The organism is Allobosea sp. GW821-FHT10B12 (assembly GCF_059415545.1).
Genome location: NZ_JBWKNL010000003.1, coordinates 704458 through 721853 on the forward strand (window position 1 = coordinate 704458; position 17396 = coordinate 721853).

The 17396-nt window shown below is 67.2% G+C and carries 17 protein-coding genes; 5 read left to right on the forward strand and 12 right to left on the reverse strand.

What is annotated here, in order from left to right; genetic code table 11:
- Nucleotides 1–47: 47 nt before the first annotated feature.
- Nucleotides 48–1670 carry a peptide chain release factor 3 gene (locus tag AC07O0_RS13400; RefSeq protein ID WP_494623743.1) on the reverse strand — a complete coding sequence of 541 codons (1623 nt, stop codon included), beginning with the start codon at nt 1668–1670 and terminating at the stop codon, nt 48–50.
- Nucleotides 1671–1846: 176 nt separating this feature from the next.
- On the opposite strand from AC07O0_RS13400, the gene AC07O0_RS13405 reads away from it, so the two are divergent.
- Entirely contained in the window at nt 1847–3529 is a 1683-nt protein-coding gene (locus tag AC07O0_RS13405; RefSeq protein WP_494623745.1) for a methyl-accepting chemotaxis protein, read from the forward strand.
- Between the two features lie 17 nt (nt 3530–3546).
- On the opposite strand, the gene AC07O0_RS13410 is transcribed toward AC07O0_RS13405, so the two are convergent.
- From AC07O0_RS13410 to AC07O0_RS13430, 5 genes are all read right to left on the reverse strand, one after another.
- Entirely contained in the window at nt 3547–4308 is a 762-nt protein-coding gene (locus AC07O0_RS13410) for an ABC transporter permease (RefSeq protein WP_494623747.1), read from the reverse strand.
- Nucleotides 4305–5231, reverse strand: a complete 927-nt coding sequence (locus AC07O0_RS13415; protein ID WP_494623749.1) for an ABC transporter ATP-binding protein — start codon at nt 5229–5231, stop codon at nt 4305–4307. Before AC07O0_RS13415 ends, AC07O0_RS13410 begins: the two co-directional genes overlap by 4 nt.
- Nucleotides 5232–5366: 135 nt before the next feature.
- A complete protein-coding gene (locus AC07O0_RS13420; protein ID WP_494623751.1) occupies nt 5367–5531 on the reverse strand; it encodes a hypothetical protein in 165 nt (54 codons plus the stop codon).
- Nucleotides 5528–6028, reverse strand: coding sequence for a hypothetical protein (locus AC07O0_RS13425; protein WP_494623753.1), 501 nt, complete (start codon nt 6026–6028; stop codon nt 5528–5530). The genes AC07O0_RS13420 and AC07O0_RS13425 overlap by 4 nt, the downstream gene beginning before the upstream one ends.
- A 112-nt stretch (nt 6029–6140) precedes the next feature.
- Entirely contained in the window at nt 6141–6767 is a 627-nt protein-coding gene (locus AC07O0_RS13430; RefSeq protein WP_494623755.1) for a hypothetical protein, read from the reverse strand.
- 150 nt (nt 6768–6917) lie between these two features.
- On the opposite strand from AC07O0_RS13430, the gene AC07O0_RS13435 reads away from it, so the two are divergent.
- Complete coding sequence (locus tag AC07O0_RS13435) at nt 6918–8213, forward strand: DUF3422 family protein (RefSeq protein ID WP_494623757.1); 1296 nt, start codon at nt 6918–6920, stop codon at nt 8211–8213.
- 226 nt (nt 8214–8439) lie between these two features.
- On the forward strand, nt 8440–9990 hold the full coding sequence (locus AC07O0_RS13440) for an FAD-dependent monooxygenase (protein ID WP_494624212.1): 1551 nt from the start codon (nt 8440–8442) through the stop codon (nt 9988–9990).
- A 20-nt stretch (nt 9991–10010) separates the two neighbouring features.
- Here the strand turns inward: AC07O0_RS13440 and AC07O0_RS13445 are convergent, their stop codons facing one another.
- The 4 genes from AC07O0_RS13445 to AC07O0_RS13460 all read right to left on the reverse strand — a co-directional run bounded on the left by AC07O0_RS13445 (nt 10011) and on the right by AC07O0_RS13460 (nt 14164).
- On the reverse strand, nt 10011–11246 hold the full coding sequence (locus AC07O0_RS13445; protein WP_494623759.1) for an FtsX-like permease family protein: 1236 nt from the start codon (nt 11244–11246) through the stop codon (nt 10011–10013).
- Nucleotides 11243–11953, reverse strand: a complete 711-nt coding sequence (locus AC07O0_RS13450) for an ABC transporter ATP-binding protein (RefSeq protein ID WP_494623761.1) — start codon at nt 11951–11953, stop codon at nt 11243–11245. The genes AC07O0_RS13445 and AC07O0_RS13450 overlap by 4 nt, the downstream gene beginning before the upstream one ends.
- Nucleotides 11946–12347: a hypothetical protein gene (locus AC07O0_RS13455; protein WP_494623763.1), complete on the reverse strand. Its 402-nt coding sequence runs from the start codon at nt 12345–12347 to the stop codon at nt 11946–11948. The genes AC07O0_RS13450 and AC07O0_RS13455 overlap by 8 nt, the downstream gene beginning before the upstream one ends.
- A gap of 77 nt (nt 12348–12424) precedes the next feature.
- Entirely contained in the window at nt 12425–14164 is a 1740-nt protein-coding gene (locus AC07O0_RS13460; protein ID WP_494623765.1) for an alkaline phosphatase, read from the reverse strand.
- Nucleotides 14165–14375: 211 nt separating this feature from the next.
- On the opposite strand from AC07O0_RS13460, the gene AC07O0_RS13465 reads away from it, so the two are divergent.
- Nucleotides 14376–15011, forward strand: coding sequence for a class I SAM-dependent methyltransferase (locus tag AC07O0_RS13465; protein WP_494623768.1), 636 nt, complete (start codon nt 14376–14378; stop codon nt 15009–15011).
- A gap of 152 nt (nt 15012–15163) precedes the next feature.
- Complete coding sequence (locus AC07O0_RS13470) at nt 15164–15781, forward strand: glutathione S-transferase family protein (RefSeq protein ID WP_494623770.1); 618 nt, start codon at nt 15164–15166, stop codon at nt 15779–15781.
- A 21-nt stretch (nt 15782–15802) separates the two neighbouring features.
- Here AC07O0_RS13470 and cynS read toward each other — a convergent pair whose 3' ends face one another.
- Both cynS and AC07O0_RS13480 read right to left on the reverse strand, forming a co-directional pair.
- On the reverse strand, nt 15803–16291 hold the full coding sequence (gene cynS, locus AC07O0_RS13475; RefSeq protein ID WP_346362232.1) for a cyanase: 489 nt from the start codon (nt 16289–16291) through the stop codon (nt 15803–15805).
- Nucleotides 16292–16391: 100 nt separating this feature from the next.
- Nucleotides 16392–17333, reverse strand: coding sequence for a pentapeptide repeat-containing protein (locus tag AC07O0_RS13480; protein ID WP_494623773.1), 942 nt, complete (start codon nt 17331–17333; stop codon nt 16392–16394).
- Between the last annotated feature and the right edge of the window lie 63 nt (nt 17334–17396).

Sequence of the window (17396 nt, forward strand, 5' to 3'; positions counted from 1 at the left end):
GCCCGGGACAGATGGCGGCAGCACGAAACGGCGCTGCCGCCGGCCGCTCAGCCCCCCGCCACCTTCTGGTAGTCCTTCACGTCGGAGAAATTGATCTCCGGCGCGCGCTCGGCATCGTATTTCAGGGTGAACTGCGACGAGGCCATGAAGACTGGGTCGCCGTCGAGATCGTCCGCCATGGACGACGGCTTGGCGGCCGTGAACTTCTGCAGGGCTGCCTTGTCCTCGCTCGAGATCCAGCGCGCGATCGCGAACTGGCAGGGCTCGAAATCGACGGGGAGCGAATACTCCGCCTCCATGCGCTCTTTCAGCACGTCGAGCTGCAGCGCGCCGACGACGCCGACGATGGCGGGGGCGCCGTCATGCGGCAGGAAGAGCTGGACCACGCCCTCCTCCGCCATCTGTTGCAGCGCTTCGCGCAGCTTCTTCGCCTTCATCGCATCCTTGAGCTTGACGCGGCGCAGGATTTCCGGCGCGAAGCTCGGCACGCCGCGGAAGACGATGTCCTCGCCCTCGGTCAGCGTGTCGCCGATGCGCAGCGTGCCATGGTTCGGCAGGCCGACGATGTCGCCGGCATAGGCTTCTTCCGCGATCGAGCGGTCCCGGGCGAAGAAGAACTGCGGCGCGTTCAGCGGCAGCGGCTTGCCGGTGCGCACCAGCTTCGCCTTCATCCCGCGCGAGAGCTTGCCCGAGCAGACCCGCATGAAGGCGATGCGGTCGCGATGGTTCGGGTCCATGTTCGCCTGAATCTTGAAGACGAAGCCGGTCATCTTCGGCTCGTCCGCCTCGATCGGCCGCTTGTCGGCCGATTGCGCGCGCGGGCTAGGCGCCAGGCGCCCGAGCGCGTCGATTAGGTCACGCACACCGTAGTCGCGCAGCGCCGCGCCGAAATAGACCGGGGTCAGATGGCCCTCGCGGAAGGCCTCGAGATCGAAGGGCTTGCAGCCCTCGCGCGCCAGGAAGACCTCCTCGCGAAAGGTGTCGGCAGCACCATGGGGCAAGAGCTCGTCGAAGAGCTTGTCGTCCTCACCGGCGACCTTCTGGCCGGCATCGCTTTCGTCGCCCTTCTGGTTGCGGCGCAGTGTGTTGCTGGCGAGGTCGAGCGTGCCGACGAACTCGCGCCCGCGCCCGACCGGCCAGGTCATCGGCGCGACGTCGAGCGCCAGCGTCGTCTCGATCTCGTTGAGCAGGTCGAAGGGATCGCGCGTCTCGCGATCGACCTTGTTGATGAAGGTGACGATCGGGATGTCCCTGAGACGGCAGACCTCGAACAGCTTCTTGGTCCGCGCCTCGATGCCCTTGGCGGCGTCGATCACCATCACGGCCGAGTCGACCGCAGTCAGGGTGCGATAGGTGTCTTCCGAGAAGTCCTCGTGGCCGGGCGTGTCGAGCAGGTTGAAGACGTGCCCGTCATATTCGAAGGTCATCACCGAGGTGACGACCGAGATGCCGCGCTGGCGCTCGATCTTCATCCAGTCGGACGAGGTCTGGCGCCGGCCCGCCTTGGCGCGGACTTCGCCGGCGAGCTGGATGGCGCCGCCGAAATAGAGCAGCTTCTCGGTCAGCGTGGTCTTGCCCGCGTCCGGGTGCGAGATGATGGCGAAGGTGCGCCGGCGCGCATGGGGCGCCGCGGCAGCCGCCGCGTTGTCGAGGGTCGAAAGATCGGTCATGGCGTGGTCAAGACAGGATGCGCCGCGCAAGTCAATCGGGCGAGCCGTCATTACGCCATCGCGTCGCGCGCATCGCGCACATTCCAACCCAAATTTAACCAAGCCATGCTCTGATCGGCGATGGGTTCCCAGCCGCGCACCGTGACGAAGCCGTGGCCTCCTGACGCGCGACACAGATGGCCACCCTGCGCACGATCTCGAGCCAGATTCTCGGCGCGATCTCGCTTCTCGTCATAGCCGCCGCCCTCGCCATCAGCCTGGGCATCCACAGCCTTGGCCAGTACGCCAGGGTGACGGACGAGATGCAGTCGATCACCCACCGCTCCGCCCTGGCCGAGCGGATCAATGGGCTGGTGAACGCGGTCGTGATGGAATCGCGTGGCATCTATATGAGCGAAGGCGCCATCGGAGCCGAGCGCTTCGCGCCGCCGCTGCTGCAGAACCTCGTCGAGATCGAATTGCTGATGGCCGAATGGCAGCCTCTGATCGAGGAGCAGGAACGGTCCGACTTCGAAAATCTCAAAACCCGCGTTCGGGAATTCCTCCACTTCCGGCGCGACATCGTCCGGCTCGGTCGGCAGGGCGCCACCCAGGCAGCCCGCGCAGCCGGCAACGACGACGCCAATCGCGACAATCGCAAGGCGCTCAACGAGACGCTGAAGCGCATCGCCGGCAGCTATGACGGGCGCAGCGCCGCGCTCGACGCCAGGCTCGAAGCGATGCAGCGCGACAGCGTCAACCTGCAGATCGGCGTCGGCGCCCTCTCGATCCTGGTCGGCCTCGGCCTCACCATCCTGGTCGTGCATCGCCGCGTCTCCCGCCCGCTGCGCAAGCTCGCGACGACCATGCGCAGCCTGGCCGCTGCCGAACCCGTCACGACCATCCCGCTCGTGCGGCGCCAGGACGAGATCGGCGACATGGCACGCTCGGTCGAGGTCTTCCGCGACAACGCCCTCGCCCGAGAGGCGCTCGAAGCTGGAGCTGCGCGCAATGAGGCCGGGCGGGCAGCGCGCCAGCAGCGCATCGCCGAGATCGTCGCGGCCTTCGACGCCAGGCTCGCCGATGCGCTTCAGACCGTCGAGACCGGCGCCCATACGCTCGAGGGCGCGGCGCGGGCGGTGAGCGAGATCGCCAGTGCGCGCACCGTGCAGATCGACGGAGCGCAGAACGCCTCGCAAGACGCGTCCGGCAAGGTCCAGCACGTCGCGGCGGCGGCCGAGGAACTGTCCAGCTCGATCGCCGAGATCGCCGATCGCGTGATGCGCGCCAGCGCCATGGTCAGCAGCGCCGCAGCGGATGCTCAAGGCGTGAGCCGGCGTGTCGACGGGCTGGCACGCGCCTCGGAGCGTATCGTCAGTGTCATCGACCTGATCCGCGACATCGCCGAGCAGACCAATCTGCTGGCGCTCAATGCCACGATCGAAGCTGCCCGCGCCGGCGAGGCCGGGCGCGGCTTCGCCGTGGTTGCCACCGAGGTCAAGACGCTGGCGAGCCGCACCGCCGAGGCGACGAACGGCATCGCCAGCCAGGTCGAGGCCTTCCGCGGCGAGGCTGCGGGGGCCGTGGCGGCGATCGGCGCGATCGCCGCCACGATCACTGAAGTCTCGCAGCATACCAGCGCCATCGCCGCCGCGACCGAACAGCAGAAGAGCACGACCTCCGAGATCGCCCGTAACGCCCATGCGACCGCCGATGACGCGGCGACCGCGGCCCTGGCGCTCGACAGCCTCGCCGCCGCCTCCGGCGAGGCGACCGGCGCCGCCGTCGATACGCTGCGCACCGCCGAGAACCTGGCGCGCGAAGCGGAAGCGCTGCGCGGCGCCGTCGCGACCTTCTTCGGCCAGATCAAGGCGGCCTGAAACGGCCTCGTCGGATTTCAGTTCTTCAGCCGGTAGCCGGTCTTGAAGATCCAGGCGATCACCGCGATGCAGGCCCCGAGGAAAACCAGCGTCATCGCCAGGCTGACCTCGATGCCGACATCGGCGACGCCGTTGAAGCTCCAGCGGAAGCCGCTGATCAGGTAGACGACCGGGTTGACCAAAGTCACCGCCCGCCAGAATGGCGGCAGCATGTCGATCGAGTAGAACGAGCCGCCGAGGAAGGTCAGCGGCGTGATGATCAGGAGCGGGATCGCCTGCAGCTTCTCGAAGCCATCGGCCCAGACGCCGATGATGAAGCCGAACAGGCTGAAGGTCGCCGCCGTCAGGATCAGGAAGAGCAGCATCCAGATGGGGTGGGCGATCTTCAGCGGCACGAACAGGAAGGCGGTGGCGAGGATGATCAATCCGAGGATCACCGACTTCGTCGCCGCCGCCGCGACATAGGCGAAGACCGCCTCCCACCAGGCCACCGGCGCCGAGAGCAATTCGAAGATCGTGCCGACGAATTTCGGGAAGTAGATCGCAAAGGAGGCGTTGGCGATGCTCTGCGTCAAGAGCGAGAGCATGATCAGGCCGGGCACGATGAAGGCGCCATAGGGCACCCCGTCGATCGCGGCCATGTGCGATCCGATCGCCGCGCCGAAGACGATGAAATAGAGCGAGGTCGAGATCACCGGTGAGAGGATGCTCTGCAGCGGCGTGCGCCAGGTACGGGCCATCTCGAAGCGGTAGATCGCCTTGATTGCGTGCAGGTTCATGCGTTCGCCCTCAAAAGGCCGACGAAGATGTCCTCGAGCGAGGACTGGCTGGTGCGCAGGTCGCTGAAGCGGATGCCGGCCTCGGCGAGATCCTTCATCAGCGCGGTGATGCCGGTGCGCTCGGCCTTGGTGTCATAGGTGTAGACGAGCTCCTCACCCTCGGCCTGGAGGGCCAGGCCGTAGCCGGAAAGAGCCTCGGGGACCGCGTCCAGCCGGGTCTGGAGATGCAAAGTGAGCTGCTTCTGGCCGAGCTTGCGCATCAGCTCCGCCTTCTCCTCGACCAAGATGATCTCGCCCTTGCTGATCACGCCGACCCGGTCGGCCATCTCCTCGGCCTCCTCGATATAGTGCGTGGTCAGGATGATGGTGACGCCGCTGTCCTGCAGGCGCCGCACAAGCTTCCACATGTCCTGACGCAGCTCGACGTCGACGCCGGCGGTCGGCTCGTCGAGGAACAGGATCTGCGGCTCATGCGCCAGCGCCTTGGCGATCAGCACGCGCCGCTTCATGCCGCCCGACAGCGTCATGATCTTGCTGTCGCGCTTGTCCCAGAGCGAGAGGTCGCGCAGCACCTGCTCGACGATGGCCGGGTTCTTCGGCTTGCCGAACAGGCCGCGGCTGAACGACACCGTCGCCCAGACGGTCTCGAAGGCGTCGGTGGTGAGTTCCTGCGGCACGAGGCCGATCCGGCTGCGCGCGGCGCGGTAGTCGCGGATGATGTCGTGGCCGTCGGCGAGGACCGTGCCTGTGCTCGGATTGACGATGCCGCAGACGATGCTGATCAGCGTCGTCTTGCCGGCGCCGTTCGGTCCGAGCAGGGCGAAGATCTCGCCGCGCCTGATGTCGAGATTAATGGTCTTGAGTGCCTGGAAGCCCGAGGCATAGGTCTTCGACAGGCCGGATATCTGGATGATCGGTTGCATGGGCGAACGCTATACTCGCAGCACGGCAAATGGGTGAAGGCGGGATGGTGCCGTTTCGCCCTGCCGGCACGACATCCCGCGGAAGAAGAATGGCCGGGCGAGCCCGGCCATAGCAAGTCCTTCTACAAGATCCTGTCAGCGCATGAAGAACCAGAGCAGGATGATGATCGGAATCGGAACGCCCACCAGCCACAGAATGATCGAACGCATCGACGCTAACCCCTTGATTGTCATCGGATGAAGATGACGGGACAACGTCGCGAGGCCGCCGGCGGTTCCGCCAACGGCCGTCGATCTCATTTGTAGGCGATGCTGTCGATGATCGCCTTCATCGCCGCATCATGCGTCTTGTGGCCGTCGAGCGAGGCCCAATAGGTCATCATGATGATCTTGCCGCTCGGCACGTTCGGATTGATCGCGACGTAGCGGATCAGTGAGTCTCCGTCCTTGCTCTTGGCCTTGAGCTCGGTGAACGACCAGGCCTTGCCATTGACCTCCTGCTTGATCGTCTCGGAAGCACCGGTGACGGTGACGCCCTCCTTGTCGAAATAGCCATTGTGCTCCTTCTGCACGGTATCGATCTCACCCGGTGCGACCACTTCGAACCAGAGATAGATCTCCTCGTCCGGCGTCTTGATCTCGACGCCGCGCTTGATCTTCGCCGTCGTCCAGGCGTCCGGCACCGTGACGACCGCAATAGGGTCCGCATCGGTGATCTGGAGGGCACCGGCGAGCGCCGGCAACCCGCTGAAGCCCGCGAACGCGACCGCGAGCGCGCAAACCATCTTCCGCAACATGGGTGTCTCCTTGCCCCGCCTGGATCGGCCGGGCAGACGCGTTCGCGGCCGGCGATCCACGGTCGCGACGTTGCGGCAACGAGCGTGAATGACAAGGGTCGGAAGGGGCGATTCAGGCGAGTTCGGCAGCCGAAGGGTGCCAGAGGGGTTGATAGCCATTCACAAGCACCGCCAGAGACGACGGCGGCGTGACAACGGCGACGAAACCGGCGGGCAGCGGCCGGCTCGCGACATAGCCGGACGGCGACCAGAGCAGCGCCTTGCCGCCGCGCACGGCGAGGAACTCGCCCTCGCCCGTGGCGATCATCGCCCCATCCGGCAGGCTCTCTGCCGAGAGCCTGTGCAGGCGCTTGCGCCGGCCGTCGCGCCGCTCGCGATCGAGTCGCTCGTCGATCACGGAGAAGAGCGGCACTTCGGCGAGCCCGAGCCCCGCGACCAGTGCCGCCCGATAGGCATGTGCGTCGGCGCGCCGGCATTCGACGCAAGGGCGATGCCCGGCGGCCAGTGCCGTCACCTCGTCGCAGAAGAACAGCTCGGTGTAATAACGGCCCCAGACATCGCGCTGCCGGCCCTTGAACGAGAGCACGCAGCAGATCCACTGCCTGGTCGCATAGAGCCGCGCCGGCAGTACCTGCGTCGCTGGATCATGGAACTTGCCGCCGCGATTGCCGAACAGCAGCCCGCGCGCCGGATCGGCGAAGAGCGAGCCATCGGGACGGATGCGGTTCGGCAGCGGCATGGGGCGAGCCTAGGCAATGATCACGCCGGATCATGTCACCAGCGCACTGCCCTTGCGACACCTTGCCGGACTCGCCCCGCCCCTGGCTTTCCGGCAAGCTCCCGGAGCGCAGAAAAAGCCGAAGGCGGATGCGCACAGGGGCAGGACAGCATGGACCGGACCACCGAAAACGGCGCGCCGCCGCTGATCGCGCACCCGTCGCGCGGCGCCATCCTCGGCGAGATCCATGCCCGCCCCTTCGCGCCGCTGGCGACGCCTCAGCGGCTGCTGCACTTCGCCTTCATGACCGACCAGGCCCAGGCCGCCGCCGATCGCGAGGCGCTGGCCCGCTTCTGCGCCGAGCGCGGCGTGCCAGGTCCCGCCGAGGGCGCCAAGCACCATCGCACGAGGCTCGGCGAGACCAGCCTGCGCTGGGAGCAGCACAGCGAGTTCACGACCTATACCTGGGAACTGCCCTCTCCCGGCACGGTCCCGTTCCTGCCGGCAAGCCCGGTCCTGCCGCATGGCATGCACGCTCTGCCGCAGCCGGGACCGCATCTGGTCGCGGTCGACCTGCATCTGCTGCCTGAAGCGACTGCCATCGATCTGGAAACGCTCTTCGATGCGGCGAGCCTCGCCGCATCGCGGGTCGATGGCGAGGCCGCCATCGCCGCAACCGACTTCCGCGCCGGCGCCGACGGCTTCGTCCGCATCCTCGTGCTCGACCGCGAGCTCACCCCGGCAAAGGCCGGCGCACTGGCGCAACGCCTGCTGGAGGTCGAGACCTATCGCGTGCTCGCTTTGCTCGGCCTGCCGGAGGCGCAGCGCCTCGCGCCTTCCGTGCGCCGCACCGAGGAGGTGCTGGTGCGCATCGCCGGCACGATGATGCAGACCGACGGGCTCGCCGCCGACAATGCCCTGCTCGACGAGATGACGGCGATCGCCGCGACGATGGAGTCGGAGGCCGCCTCGGCGAACTATCGCTTCGGCGCCAGCCGCGCCTATGACAGCATCGTCGGCCAGCGGCTGGAGGCGATCGGCGAGGCGCCCTATGGCGGCTGGCCGACCATCGCCGCCTTCCTGTCGCGGCGCATGGCGCCGGCGATGCGCACCTGCCAGATGCTGCAGCAGCGCCAGCTCGATCTGTCGCGCCGGCTCGCCCGCGCCGCCAACCTCCTGCGCACCCGCGTCGACGTCGCGCTCGAACAGCAGAACCGCGACCTGCTCGCGGCGATGAACGACCGCACCCGGCTGCAATTGCGCCTGCAGCAGACGGTCGAGGGGCTCTCGGTCGCGGCGATCGGCTACTATGTCGTCAGCCTGTTCGGCTACCTCGCCAAGGGCGCCAAGGATGCCGGCTATTTGCCGGTCGATGTCGGCATCGCGACCGCATTGTTCGTGCCGGTGGCGATCATCAGCGTCTGGCTGATGGTCCGGCGCATCAGGCGCGGCCACAGCGACGTGTGAGCTGCCGTTGTAGAGCGATCGTCGGAACGCTATATCGCCCCTGTCGGAAAAGGCAGACTTGGTCTGGTGAGCCCAAGTCCTTTCGGTAACGAAAGCTCTGGTCTTTGGCTTCGTGCTCGAGATCCCCACGACGAACAGCGGACACCATCCCGGTGCCCAATCGTTCGTCCGTGAGGTTCTGAAGTTCGAGGAACGCTCCGGTCGAACATCGACCCAGGAGCAGTTCATGCACAGCCCCCATTCGGCCCCATATGATGTCGTGATTGCCGGAGCCGGCCCCGTCGGCCTGTTCCTCGCCTGCGAGCTGCGCCTCGCAAACCTCACGGTCCTCATGCTGGAGCAGGCCGAGGATCCGCGCTCGCCCTTGAAGCGGCTCCCCTTCGGCATGCGCGGCCTGTCGGCGCCCACCATCGAGGCCTTCCATCGCCGCGGATTGCTGGACGAGATCGCGCCGCCACGTCATGCGAAGGACGCCCCCGGCAAATCTGCGGCTGCGGCGCATTGGATGCAGCAGCCGCGCCGTCCTGCCGGCCATTTCGCCGGCATCCAGTTCTATCTCGACGATGTCGACGCCTCGAAATGGCAGTACCGCCTGCCGAGCCCGGCCGGCACCAACATGGCAGTCGAGATGGAGGCCCTCGAAGCCGCCTTGACCATCCGAGCACAAGCAATGGGTGTCGAGATCAGGCGCGGCCTCGGCGTCACCGAACTCGACCAGTTGGATGAAGAAGTGGCCATCCGCGCCGGCAAGCAGGTCTTTCGCGGACGCTGGCTGGTCGGTTGCGATGGCGGCCGGAGCACCGTGCGCAAGGCGGCCGGCTTTGAGTTTGTCGGTACCGAGCCGGAGTTCACCGGCTATTCCGTCGACGTCGAACTGGCAGATCCGGACGAGCTCGATCCAGGCCGGCATTATACGCCGGCGGGCATGTACACCTATGCGCGGCCCGGAACGATCGCGATGGTCGATTTCGACGGCGGCGCCTTCCACCGGACCGAGCAGATCACGCTCGAACATGTGCAGGCGGTGCTGCGCCGGGTCTCCGGCACGGACGTCACCCTTGCAGCGCTGCGGCTCGCCACCACCTGGACCGACCGCGCCTTCCAGGCGAGCGCCTACCGCAAGGGGCGGGTGCTGCTCGCTGGCGATGCCGCGCACATCCACTCTCCCCTCGGTGGCCAGGGACTGAACCTCGGGCTCGGCGACGCGCTGAACCTGGGCTGGAAGCTGGCGGCTACGATCCGCGGGGATGCGCCGGCCGGGCTGCTCGACAGCTATGCGAGCGAGCGGCATCCGATCGGGGCGCAGGTTCTCGATTGGTCCCGCGCCCAGGTCGCGCTGATGCGGCCGACAAGGAGCACGCGCGCACTCGAAGCCATCATCCGCGATCTCATCGAGACCCGCGATGGTGCGACCTACTTCGCCGAGCGCGTCTGGGGCATCTCCCTCCGCTACGACCTCGGTGACGGCCATCCCCTCGTGGGCCGCAGCGTTCCCGATTTCGAACTGCTGGACGGAATGAGGATCGGCGAGCTCCTGCGCGGCGGGCGAGGCCTGCTGCTGGACTTCGACACGCGCGCGCCGCTGCGGGCGCTCGCAAGCCGCTGGCACGGACGGATTGCCTATGTCGCGCACGACGCCGTAGATCGGCTTGGCTTGTGCGCGGTGCTGGTGCGGCCCGACGGTGTCGTGGCCTGGGCCAGTGAGGTCGCGCCTGTCGAGCAGGAGGCTTCCGAGGCGGCGCTGCGCTGGTTCGGCGAACGCCAGCGAGGCGGCTGAAATGCCGCCGCCGCAGCGCTTTAGCCGCGCAGGCCGGCCGTGATCGAGCCGCGATAAGACAGCGCTGCCGGGATCAGCGCGGCGAGCGAGCCGAGGAGCAGGATCAGCCCGACCTGAACGAGCTCTGCCGAGCCCAGCGCGAAGGAGAGACGCAGGCCCGTCTGCGCCTCGAACAGGCCGGAGACCGCGAGCGTCGCGACAGCCCCGAGCCCGAGGCCGAGTGCGCACCCCGCTGCGACCAGCCCGGCCATGCCGAGCCAGACCACCAGCAGCACATAGGCTCGCGGCGCGCCGAGAGCGCGCAGCACGGCATAGCGCCGCCGTCTCAGCCCGGTGACCGCAACGAGCAGCAGGAAGATCGCCGCCAGGATCAGCACGGCATTGAGGACGGAGGCGACGCTCAGCACCTGCCCGACGTCGCCGAGCGTGCGGTAGAGCCCGACCAGCACCTCAGCCGGGAAAAAAGCCATGGTGCCACCCTGCCGGTAGCGCGCCCTGAGCGCATAGGCGTCGGCGACGGCCTTCGGTTTCACCACCAGCGCGGGAACGCCGGGAATGCGCTGGCCGTCGAAGGGCTGCCCTAGCGCAGCGTCCTCGCTGGCATGGCCGTTGCCGAGCCCGTGCACCTCCCAGACGCTCTCGACCGGAACCAGGATCGCCCGGTCGAAGGGGGAGCCGAGCCGCGGCAGACGGCCGACCGCGACATAGGCATGGCCCTCATGGCGATGGCTCGCCTCCTCGGCATCGGCGACGCCGCGCTTCGGCCAATGCCCGGCGATGGCGTGCGACGGCTCGATCTTGTCGCCGAGCTTGTAGGTGACGTCGGCGCCAAGCACGGCCTCGCCCTCGCGGGCGAACAGGCGGCCCTCGTTCGGCTGCAGGCGGCCCCAGCGGCCGGCGAAGGCGAGCGTGGTGCCGATCACCGGATGGCCGCGGGCGATGTCGCCGAAGGCGAGCGGCGCGACCGCAGCGACGCGAGGATCGCGCGCGAGCTCGTTGAGCAGGCGCCCGTCGACGAGCGGCAGCGCCTCGGGCTGCAGGTAGATCGCCGACATCACCAGCTGCGTCTGGCTGCCGGGCGCGCCGATCAGCAGGTCGAAATCATCGGCGGCGCGGGCCGAAGCCTGGCGCAGCGCCCGCTCCTGCGCGCCGATGGAAACGCCGATCGCCACCGCCAGCGCGACCAGCGCCACGATCGCCGCGGCCGTCCAGCGCAGCGCCCGCAGATCAGCGATGACCATCGGCAGCGGGTTCATGCGGCAGCTTTCAGATGAAGCGGCCCGTCGCCGATCGCTACGACATGCTGCATCCGCGCCAGCAGTGCCGGATCGTGCGAGGCACAGAGCAGCGTCGCGCCGCTCTCTTTGGCCACTTCGACCAGCAACGCTCCGACCTCGGCCGCATGCGCCGGGTCGAGGCTCGCTGTCGGTTCGTCGGCGAGGATCAACGCCGGCGCATTGAACAGGGCGCGCGCGATCGCGACGCGCTGCTGTTCGCCGCGCGAGAGCACGGCGGCGCGGCGGCGCAGATCGGTCAGCCCCATCCGCCCGGCGAGCGCGGTGGCGCGCGAAACCTGGCTCTTGGTCCGCTGCCAGCGCGAAAAGCTCGCCGGCAAGGTGATGTTGGCGAGCACGTCGAGCTCGGGCACGAGATGAAAATCCTGGAAGACGAAGCCGACCGTCTCGCGCCGCCAGCGGTCGCGCTTCGCACCCGGCAAGGTCGAGACCACGATGTCGCCCCAGCCGACGCTGCCGGCATCGGGCGAGAACAGCCCGGCGGCGAGGTGCAGCAGCGAGGTCTTGCCGGAGCCGGACGGGCCGCGCAGGCCGATCAGAGCGCCGGGCGACGCGATGAATTCGGGAATGTCGAGCACGCGAAAGGGCCGCCCGTCGCCGTCGCGATGCTCGACCTCGATGCCGGAGAAACGTAGGGACCGAACCGCGCCGGCCGCTCGCTCAGACACTGTGGAAGCCGGCATCGACCAACCTGATCTGGCTGACGAAGCCGGTCTCGGCATCGGTCGAGGAGCCGATCTCCAGCCGGCCGCTGACCGCGACCTTCTGGCCGGCGCTGACCATCGGCGTCGCCGCGCGCATGAAGACCACGACGATGTCGACCGGCCAGTCGGCGTCCGACTGGCAGAACGGGCAGATCGCCAGCGGCTCGCGCGTCAGCACGAAGAAATGGCTCTCCGGCTTCAGTGGCGGTGCCATGTAGCCGGTCATCCTGACCGGCTTGCCGCGCAGCGAGGTCGCCCGGTCGGAGAACTGGAAGCCGAGCACGCCGAAGGATTTGTAGAGCCCGTCGAAGGTCAGCGTCTCCGCCTCGGCCGCGAACGCGCGCAGCGAGACGGGCAACGCCGCGAGCCCCGTGAGGAGCCCGCGGCGGGAGAGCGTGCGGCGCCCTTGCGGGCGCCGATCTGGTGAGCGATGGCTCACTTGCCGCCGAGGGCCAGCGCCTCCGCCATGACGCGGAAGACGAAGACGTTCGGCTTGTGGCCACGGAAGCGCTCCGAGCCCGGGCCCATGGCGGTGAGCAGCACGTCGTCGGCCGCGTGGACGCCGGAGTTGGCGTCGAAGGGCAGGTTGCCCTGCTTGCGGGTGGCGAGCGGACCGGTGCAGTCCTTCTCATTGGCGATGTTGGTCTTGCCGTCCGGGCCCTTCACGGCCGGGACGCGCTCGCCATCGAGATAGGGACGGCCGGTGTCGCAGGTGTCCGGATAGCTGCCGAAGGCGACGGCGAGGCGGCGCGAGGTGTCGACCTTGGTCGGGTAGCCGTCGGCATCGCGCGGGCCGTAGTTCGGCGGCAGCGACTCGTTGTAGGTGCCGAGCTTGTCACGCAGCAGCTGGCCCGGGCGATCGTCGTCATAGGTGCCGATGATTGAGATCGGATGGGCGTGGTCGGGCACGACGATGATCAGCGTGTCGTTGCGATCGCCGGCGAACTCCTTGGCGACCTTGACGGCGTTATCGAGCATGATCGTGTCGAACACCGCGCGCTCCCAGTCGAGCGAGTGGCTGTATTTGTCGATACGGGCCGATTCCACCATCAGGAAGAAGCCGTCCTGGGCGCCCTTCAGCATCTCGATCGCGGCCTTGGTCTGCTCGACCACGTCCGGCTGATCCGGGAACTTCGAGATCGAGCCCTTCTTGGCAAGACGCAGGTCGAAGGCGCCGTCGATGTTCGAGGTGTTGTAGAGGCCGAGCAGCTTCTTGGAACCGCCGGCGACCGCGGCGTTCATCTCGGTCTTGGTGGTGGCGAGCGCGTAGCCCGCCTCCTTGAACTTGGCGATGAAGTCGAGATCGTCGGTGCGCTTGGTGCCCGGCGTCGACTTCGGCAGGAAGTTCGGCGAGCCGCCGCCCATGATCACGTCGGGCTGCACGTCGAAGAACATCTTGACGATGTCGTTGTAGTCCGAGCGGCGGCGGGTATGGGCGACCATCGAAGCCGGGGTCGCATCCTCGATCTCGGCATTGGTGACGACGCCGATCGCCATGCCCGCGCGCTTGCGCTTGATCACCTCGGAGATCGTCTCGACCTTGGGGTGGTCGAGCGTCAGCGCGTTCTTGGCGCAGTAGATGCCGAGCGCGTTGACGCAGGATTTGTGACCGGTGGTGTAGGCGCTGGCGGAGTTGGCGCTGTCGGTCACGACCGAGTCGGTGCCCGAGGTCGAGATCAGCGCCATGTTCGGCATGTCGTCGATGGCGAGCTCGCCGCCATAGAGGCCCTGCTCCCAGCCCTTAGACAGGATACGCGCCGCGGTGCGGTGCGCGATCGACATGCCGTCGCCGACGAAGAGGATGACGTTCTTGGCCTTGCGCTCAGCGGTCGGGTAGACGGTCCAGTTGACGGTGGCCTTGTCGTTGCCCTGCGTCGCCTCAACGACGTACTGGCCGGCCGGCAATTGCGCGCCGCGCAGCCAGAGCGCCGAATGCTTCTGGCCTTCCTCGTTCTGGACGAACTGGACCTCGCGGCCGAAGGCTTCGGCGACGGGCTTGCCGTTGATCGTGACCTTGACGTCGGCGGAGGCCGGCGCATTCGGGAACTCGACCTTGAAGTCGAAGCGCGAGCCTTCAAGGATCTCGGCGCGGGTCAGCGGATAGATGGTTTGCGCCGTCGCCGGCGCCACGCTGGCGAGCATCGCCGCCGCCATCAGCCAGGTTCGCTTCTGCATGATCTTCTCCGCCCCATGGGAAAGCCAGGTCGGCGGAGCGTTAGGAGCGTCAGATGACAGTATGATTACTGCGACCAAGGCATATTTGTTATGTTATAACACATCGATTTATTATCACCGCGAGCTTGAATTTCGACCTACCGTCCGCGCCGCAGGCAACGAACTGTAGCAGGAGCTGTGCTAAGTCGCGCACCGTGATGGGAGACGACGCATGAGCACTGCGAGCGATGCCCGCTTCTGGGACCGGTCTTCGAAGAGCTACGCCAGATCACGGATCTCGGATCAGGCCGGATATGAGCGCACGCTCGAACGGACAGGCGCCCTGTTGAAGCCGAGCGACAGCGTGCTCGAACTCGGTTGCGGCACCGGAACGACGGCGCTGCGGCTCGCAGACGGGGTCGAAAGCTATCTGGCGGCGGATCTCTCCGCTGGCATGATCGCCATCGCACAGGAGAAGCTCGCGGCGAATCCAGTGGAAGGTCTCTCCTTCCGGGCAGCGACGGCCGAGGCGCTCGCTTCCGAAACCGCTCGGTTCGATGCGGTTCTCGGCTTCAACTATCTCCACATGGTCCGCGATCTCCCCGGCACGCTGCGCAGCATCCATGCCCTGCTCGCGCCCGGCGGCCTGCTCATCACCAAGACGCCCTGCCTCGGCGACATGAACCCGCTGATCCGGCTTGCCCTGCCGCTCATGCAGATGATCGGAAAGGCACCCCATGCCGGCGTCTTCAGTGCGCAGGAACTGAGCAGTCTCATCGCCGCCGCAGGCTTCGAGATCCTGGGCACGGAACGCCATGCGAGCAAAGGCAAGGACAGCCGGCCTTTCATCGTGGCGCGCAAGACATAGCGCTGGAAGCTTGGGCTGAGTGGAGCAATCCTCGCTCAGCGACGTTTCGTTCCAAACGATCGGGCAAGTACAGGCCACTCCTGACAACTGCTGACACCCAACACCCTTATCAGCCCGCCCATCGCTTGAGGAAACGCCGAAAGGGACATCGCATGCTGACCTTCTATCACTCGCCGCAGTCGCGCTCCTTCTCGATCCTCTGGCTGCTCGAGGAGCTCGGCCAGCCCTATGAGATGGAGCTCGTCGACATCCGTGCGCAGGGCGGTCCGCCGGAGAGCTATCGCACCATCCAGCCGCACAAGAAGGTGCCGGCAATCGTCCATGACGGCACCACCGTCACCGAACGCGCCGCGATCTGCCTCTATCTCACCGAGCAGTTCCCCGACGCCGGGCTGGCGCCGGCCGTCGGCGATGCCGACCGGCCGGCCTTCCTGACCTCGCTGGTCTATACAGACGCGGTGCTCGACCCGATCATCGCGACCTCCATGCACAAGTTCCAGTACGAGGCGCGCGGCTTCTCCTTCGGCTCGCATGCCGACACGGTCGCCAATCTCGCGAAGAAGCTCGGCGAGCACCCCTATGCCGCCGGCGAGCGTTTTACCGCCGCCGACACCCAGCTCGGCGCCGGCATCCATTTCGGCATGAACATCGTCGGTGTGTTGCCGCGCCTGCCGGTGTTCGAGGCTTATATGGGCCGGATGATGGAGCGGCCGGGGCTGCAACGAACCCTGCAGAAGGATGGCACGCTCGAGCCCGGCCAGGTGCCCTGAGAGCAAGCGCCCTGATAAGGCTCACTCCTCCTTGAAGCCGTAGTCGGGAATGCCCTGCTCGTTGCCGTAGTATTTGTACGGCAGGAACTTGCCCGACATGGTGATCCTGACCCGGTCGCCTTTGGGGTTCGGCTCACGCTCGAAGGCGATGTTGAAGTCGATCGCCGACATGATGCCGTCGCCGAACTCCTCCTCGATCAGCGCCTTCCAGGCGGGACCGTTGACCATCACCATCTCGTAGAAGCGGTAGATCAGCGGATCGGTCGGCGGCATCGGCGTGCCGGTGCCGCGATAGGGCACCTCGTTGAGCATGCGCTTCTCGGCCTCCGACAGGCCGAACAGCGCCGCCGCCTTCTCGGCGAGCGGCTTCACCAGCTTCATCTGGCCGAGCAGAGCGCCGATCACCAGCACCTCCGACATGCCGCCGATCTCGTCGGTGATCTGTTTCCAGCTCCAGCCCTTCTCGCGCTTGATGTCGAGAATCTTCTCGGTGAGCTCTTCGCGCTTCATCTCATCCTCGCTGATCGCAGCCGCTCATGGCGGCCGTCGGCGAGCGGCTAGCAAGGTGCGGGCCAGACTGGTCGGGAGATGAGAAGTGGTGCGCGTTCGGTCAGCGCCGGCCGAACTGCAGCTGTTCCAGTGCCGCGATCTGCTGCGCTACGGGAGAGACCTGAGCCGCCAGCGAGATCCCCTCGAAATGGCGACGGCCACGGAAGCGGGCACGCTCGAAATTCGAGCGACCGTCGAAGGCGGCGTTGCTGAACCAGGCGCCACGATCGAAACGCGCGCTGGCGAAGCTCGCCATCTGCCCGAAACGAGCCTCCTCGAAGCCGGCATTGCCGGCGAACTCGGCCTCGCCGAAATCGGCGGCCCCGGCGAAGTTGCAATCGCCGAAACCTGCCTCGCCTGAATGGCGCGCGCCGCGGAACTGCGTCACCCCGTCGAAGCGCGAGCCGCGGAACCAGGCGTCGCCGATGAATTCCGCCTCGACGAAGCAGGCCGTGCCCTCGCAGCGCATGTCGCGGAACTCGGCGGTGCCATGCAGAGTCGCCGCGCCGAAATCGGCGTCACCGGCGAAATGCGCCTTGTCGAAGAAGGCGTCGGCGCGAAAGCTCGCGTCGCGGAAGCTGGCCGGGCCGTGGAAATGCGCTTCGGAAAACCAGGCATCGCCGCAGAAGGCGCTGCCGGCGAAGCGGGCAGCGGCCGGGAAGATGATGCCGCCGACGTTGAAGTCACCTTCGAAGATCTCGTCGACCAGCTCGACATCGGCGAAGAGGCGCCAGAGGGCGAGCAGAGGGCCGTCGGCACCGATGCGGCCGCGCAGCCGCAGCATCTCGCCAGCCCAGCCATTCCAGCTCGCTGCCCCCTCGCCGAGCCGCGCCAGCACCGCCTCGCGCCGCGCCGCCATGAAGGCCGACGCCTCGGGCCCGGCCGCGCCATAGCGCGCCGCGCGCTGCGCCGCGGCGAAGCCGGCCTGATGCGGCCGCGCCCAGGAATTCACCTGCAGAAGTTCGGCGCGTGCATCGGGCACGAGCCGGAACAGGCTGGCCATGTCGGAAGGCGCCCTCTGGTTAACGATTCATTAGCCATAAGCGAGCCGTCGAAATGGTTCAAT

What these genes read in the sequence shown, in the direction of transcription:
- AC07O0_RS13415 (WP_494623749.1), bottom strand. Translation starts at nt 5,231, where the DNA reads ATGCAACCGATCATCCAGATATCCGGCCTGTCGAAGACCTATGCCTCG.
- AC07O0_RS13400 (WP_494623743.1), bottom strand. Translation starts at nt 1,670, where the DNA reads ATGACCGATCTTTCGACCCTCGACAACGCGGCGGCTGCCGCGGCGCCC.
- AC07O0_RS13445 (WP_494623759.1), bottom strand. Translation starts at nt 11,246, where the DNA reads ATGAACCCGCTGCCGATGGTCATCGCTGATCTGCGGGCGCTGCGCTGG.
- AC07O0_RS13430 (WP_494623755.1), bottom strand. Translation starts at nt 6,767, where the DNA reads ATGCCGCTGCCGAACCGCATCCGTCCCGATGGCTCGCTCTTCGCCGAT.
- AC07O0_RS13435 (WP_494623757.1), top strand. Translation starts at nt 6,918, where the DNA reads ATGGACCGGACCACCGAAAACGGCGCGCCGCCGCTGATCGCGCACCCG.
- AC07O0_RS13405 (WP_494623745.1), top strand. Translation starts at nt 1,847, where the DNA reads ATGGCCACCCTGCGCACGATCTCGAGCCAGATTCTCGGCGCGATCTCG.
- AC07O0_RS13465 (WP_494623768.1), top strand. Translation starts at nt 14,376, where the DNA reads ATGAGCACTGCGAGCGATGCCCGCTTCTGGGACCGGTCTTCGAAGAGC.
- cynS (WP_346362232.1), bottom strand. Translation starts at nt 16,291, where the DNA reads ATGAAGCGCGAAGAGCTCACCGAGAAGATTCTCGACATCAAGCGCGAG.
- AC07O0_RS13420 (WP_494623751.1), bottom strand. Translation starts at nt 5,531, where the DNA reads ATGAGATCGACGGCCGTTGGCGGAACCGCCGGCGGCCTCGCGACGTTG.
- AC07O0_RS13470 (WP_494623770.1), top strand. Translation starts at nt 15,164, where the DNA reads ATGCTGACCTTCTATCACTCGCCGCAGTCGCGCTCCTTCTCGATCCTC.
- AC07O0_RS13425 (WP_494623753.1), bottom strand. Translation starts at nt 6,028, where the DNA reads ATGTTGCGGAAGATGGTTTGCGCGCTCGCGGTCGCGTTCGCGGGCTTC.
- AC07O0_RS13440 (WP_494624212.1), top strand. Translation starts at nt 8,440, where the DNA reads ATGCACAGCCCCCATTCGGCCCCATATGATGTCGTGATTGCCGGAGCC.
- AC07O0_RS13460 (WP_494623765.1), bottom strand. Translation starts at nt 14,164, where the DNA reads ATGCAGAAGCGAACCTGGCTGATGGCGGCGGCGATGCTCGCCAGCGTG.
- AC07O0_RS13480 (WP_494623773.1), bottom strand. Translation starts at nt 17,333, where the DNA reads ATGGCCAGCCTGTTCCGGCTCGTGCCCGATGCACGCGCCGAACTTCTG.
- AC07O0_RS13410 (WP_494623747.1), bottom strand. Translation starts at nt 4,308, where the DNA reads ATGAACCTGCACGCAATCAAGGCGATCTACCGCTTCGAGATGGCCCGT.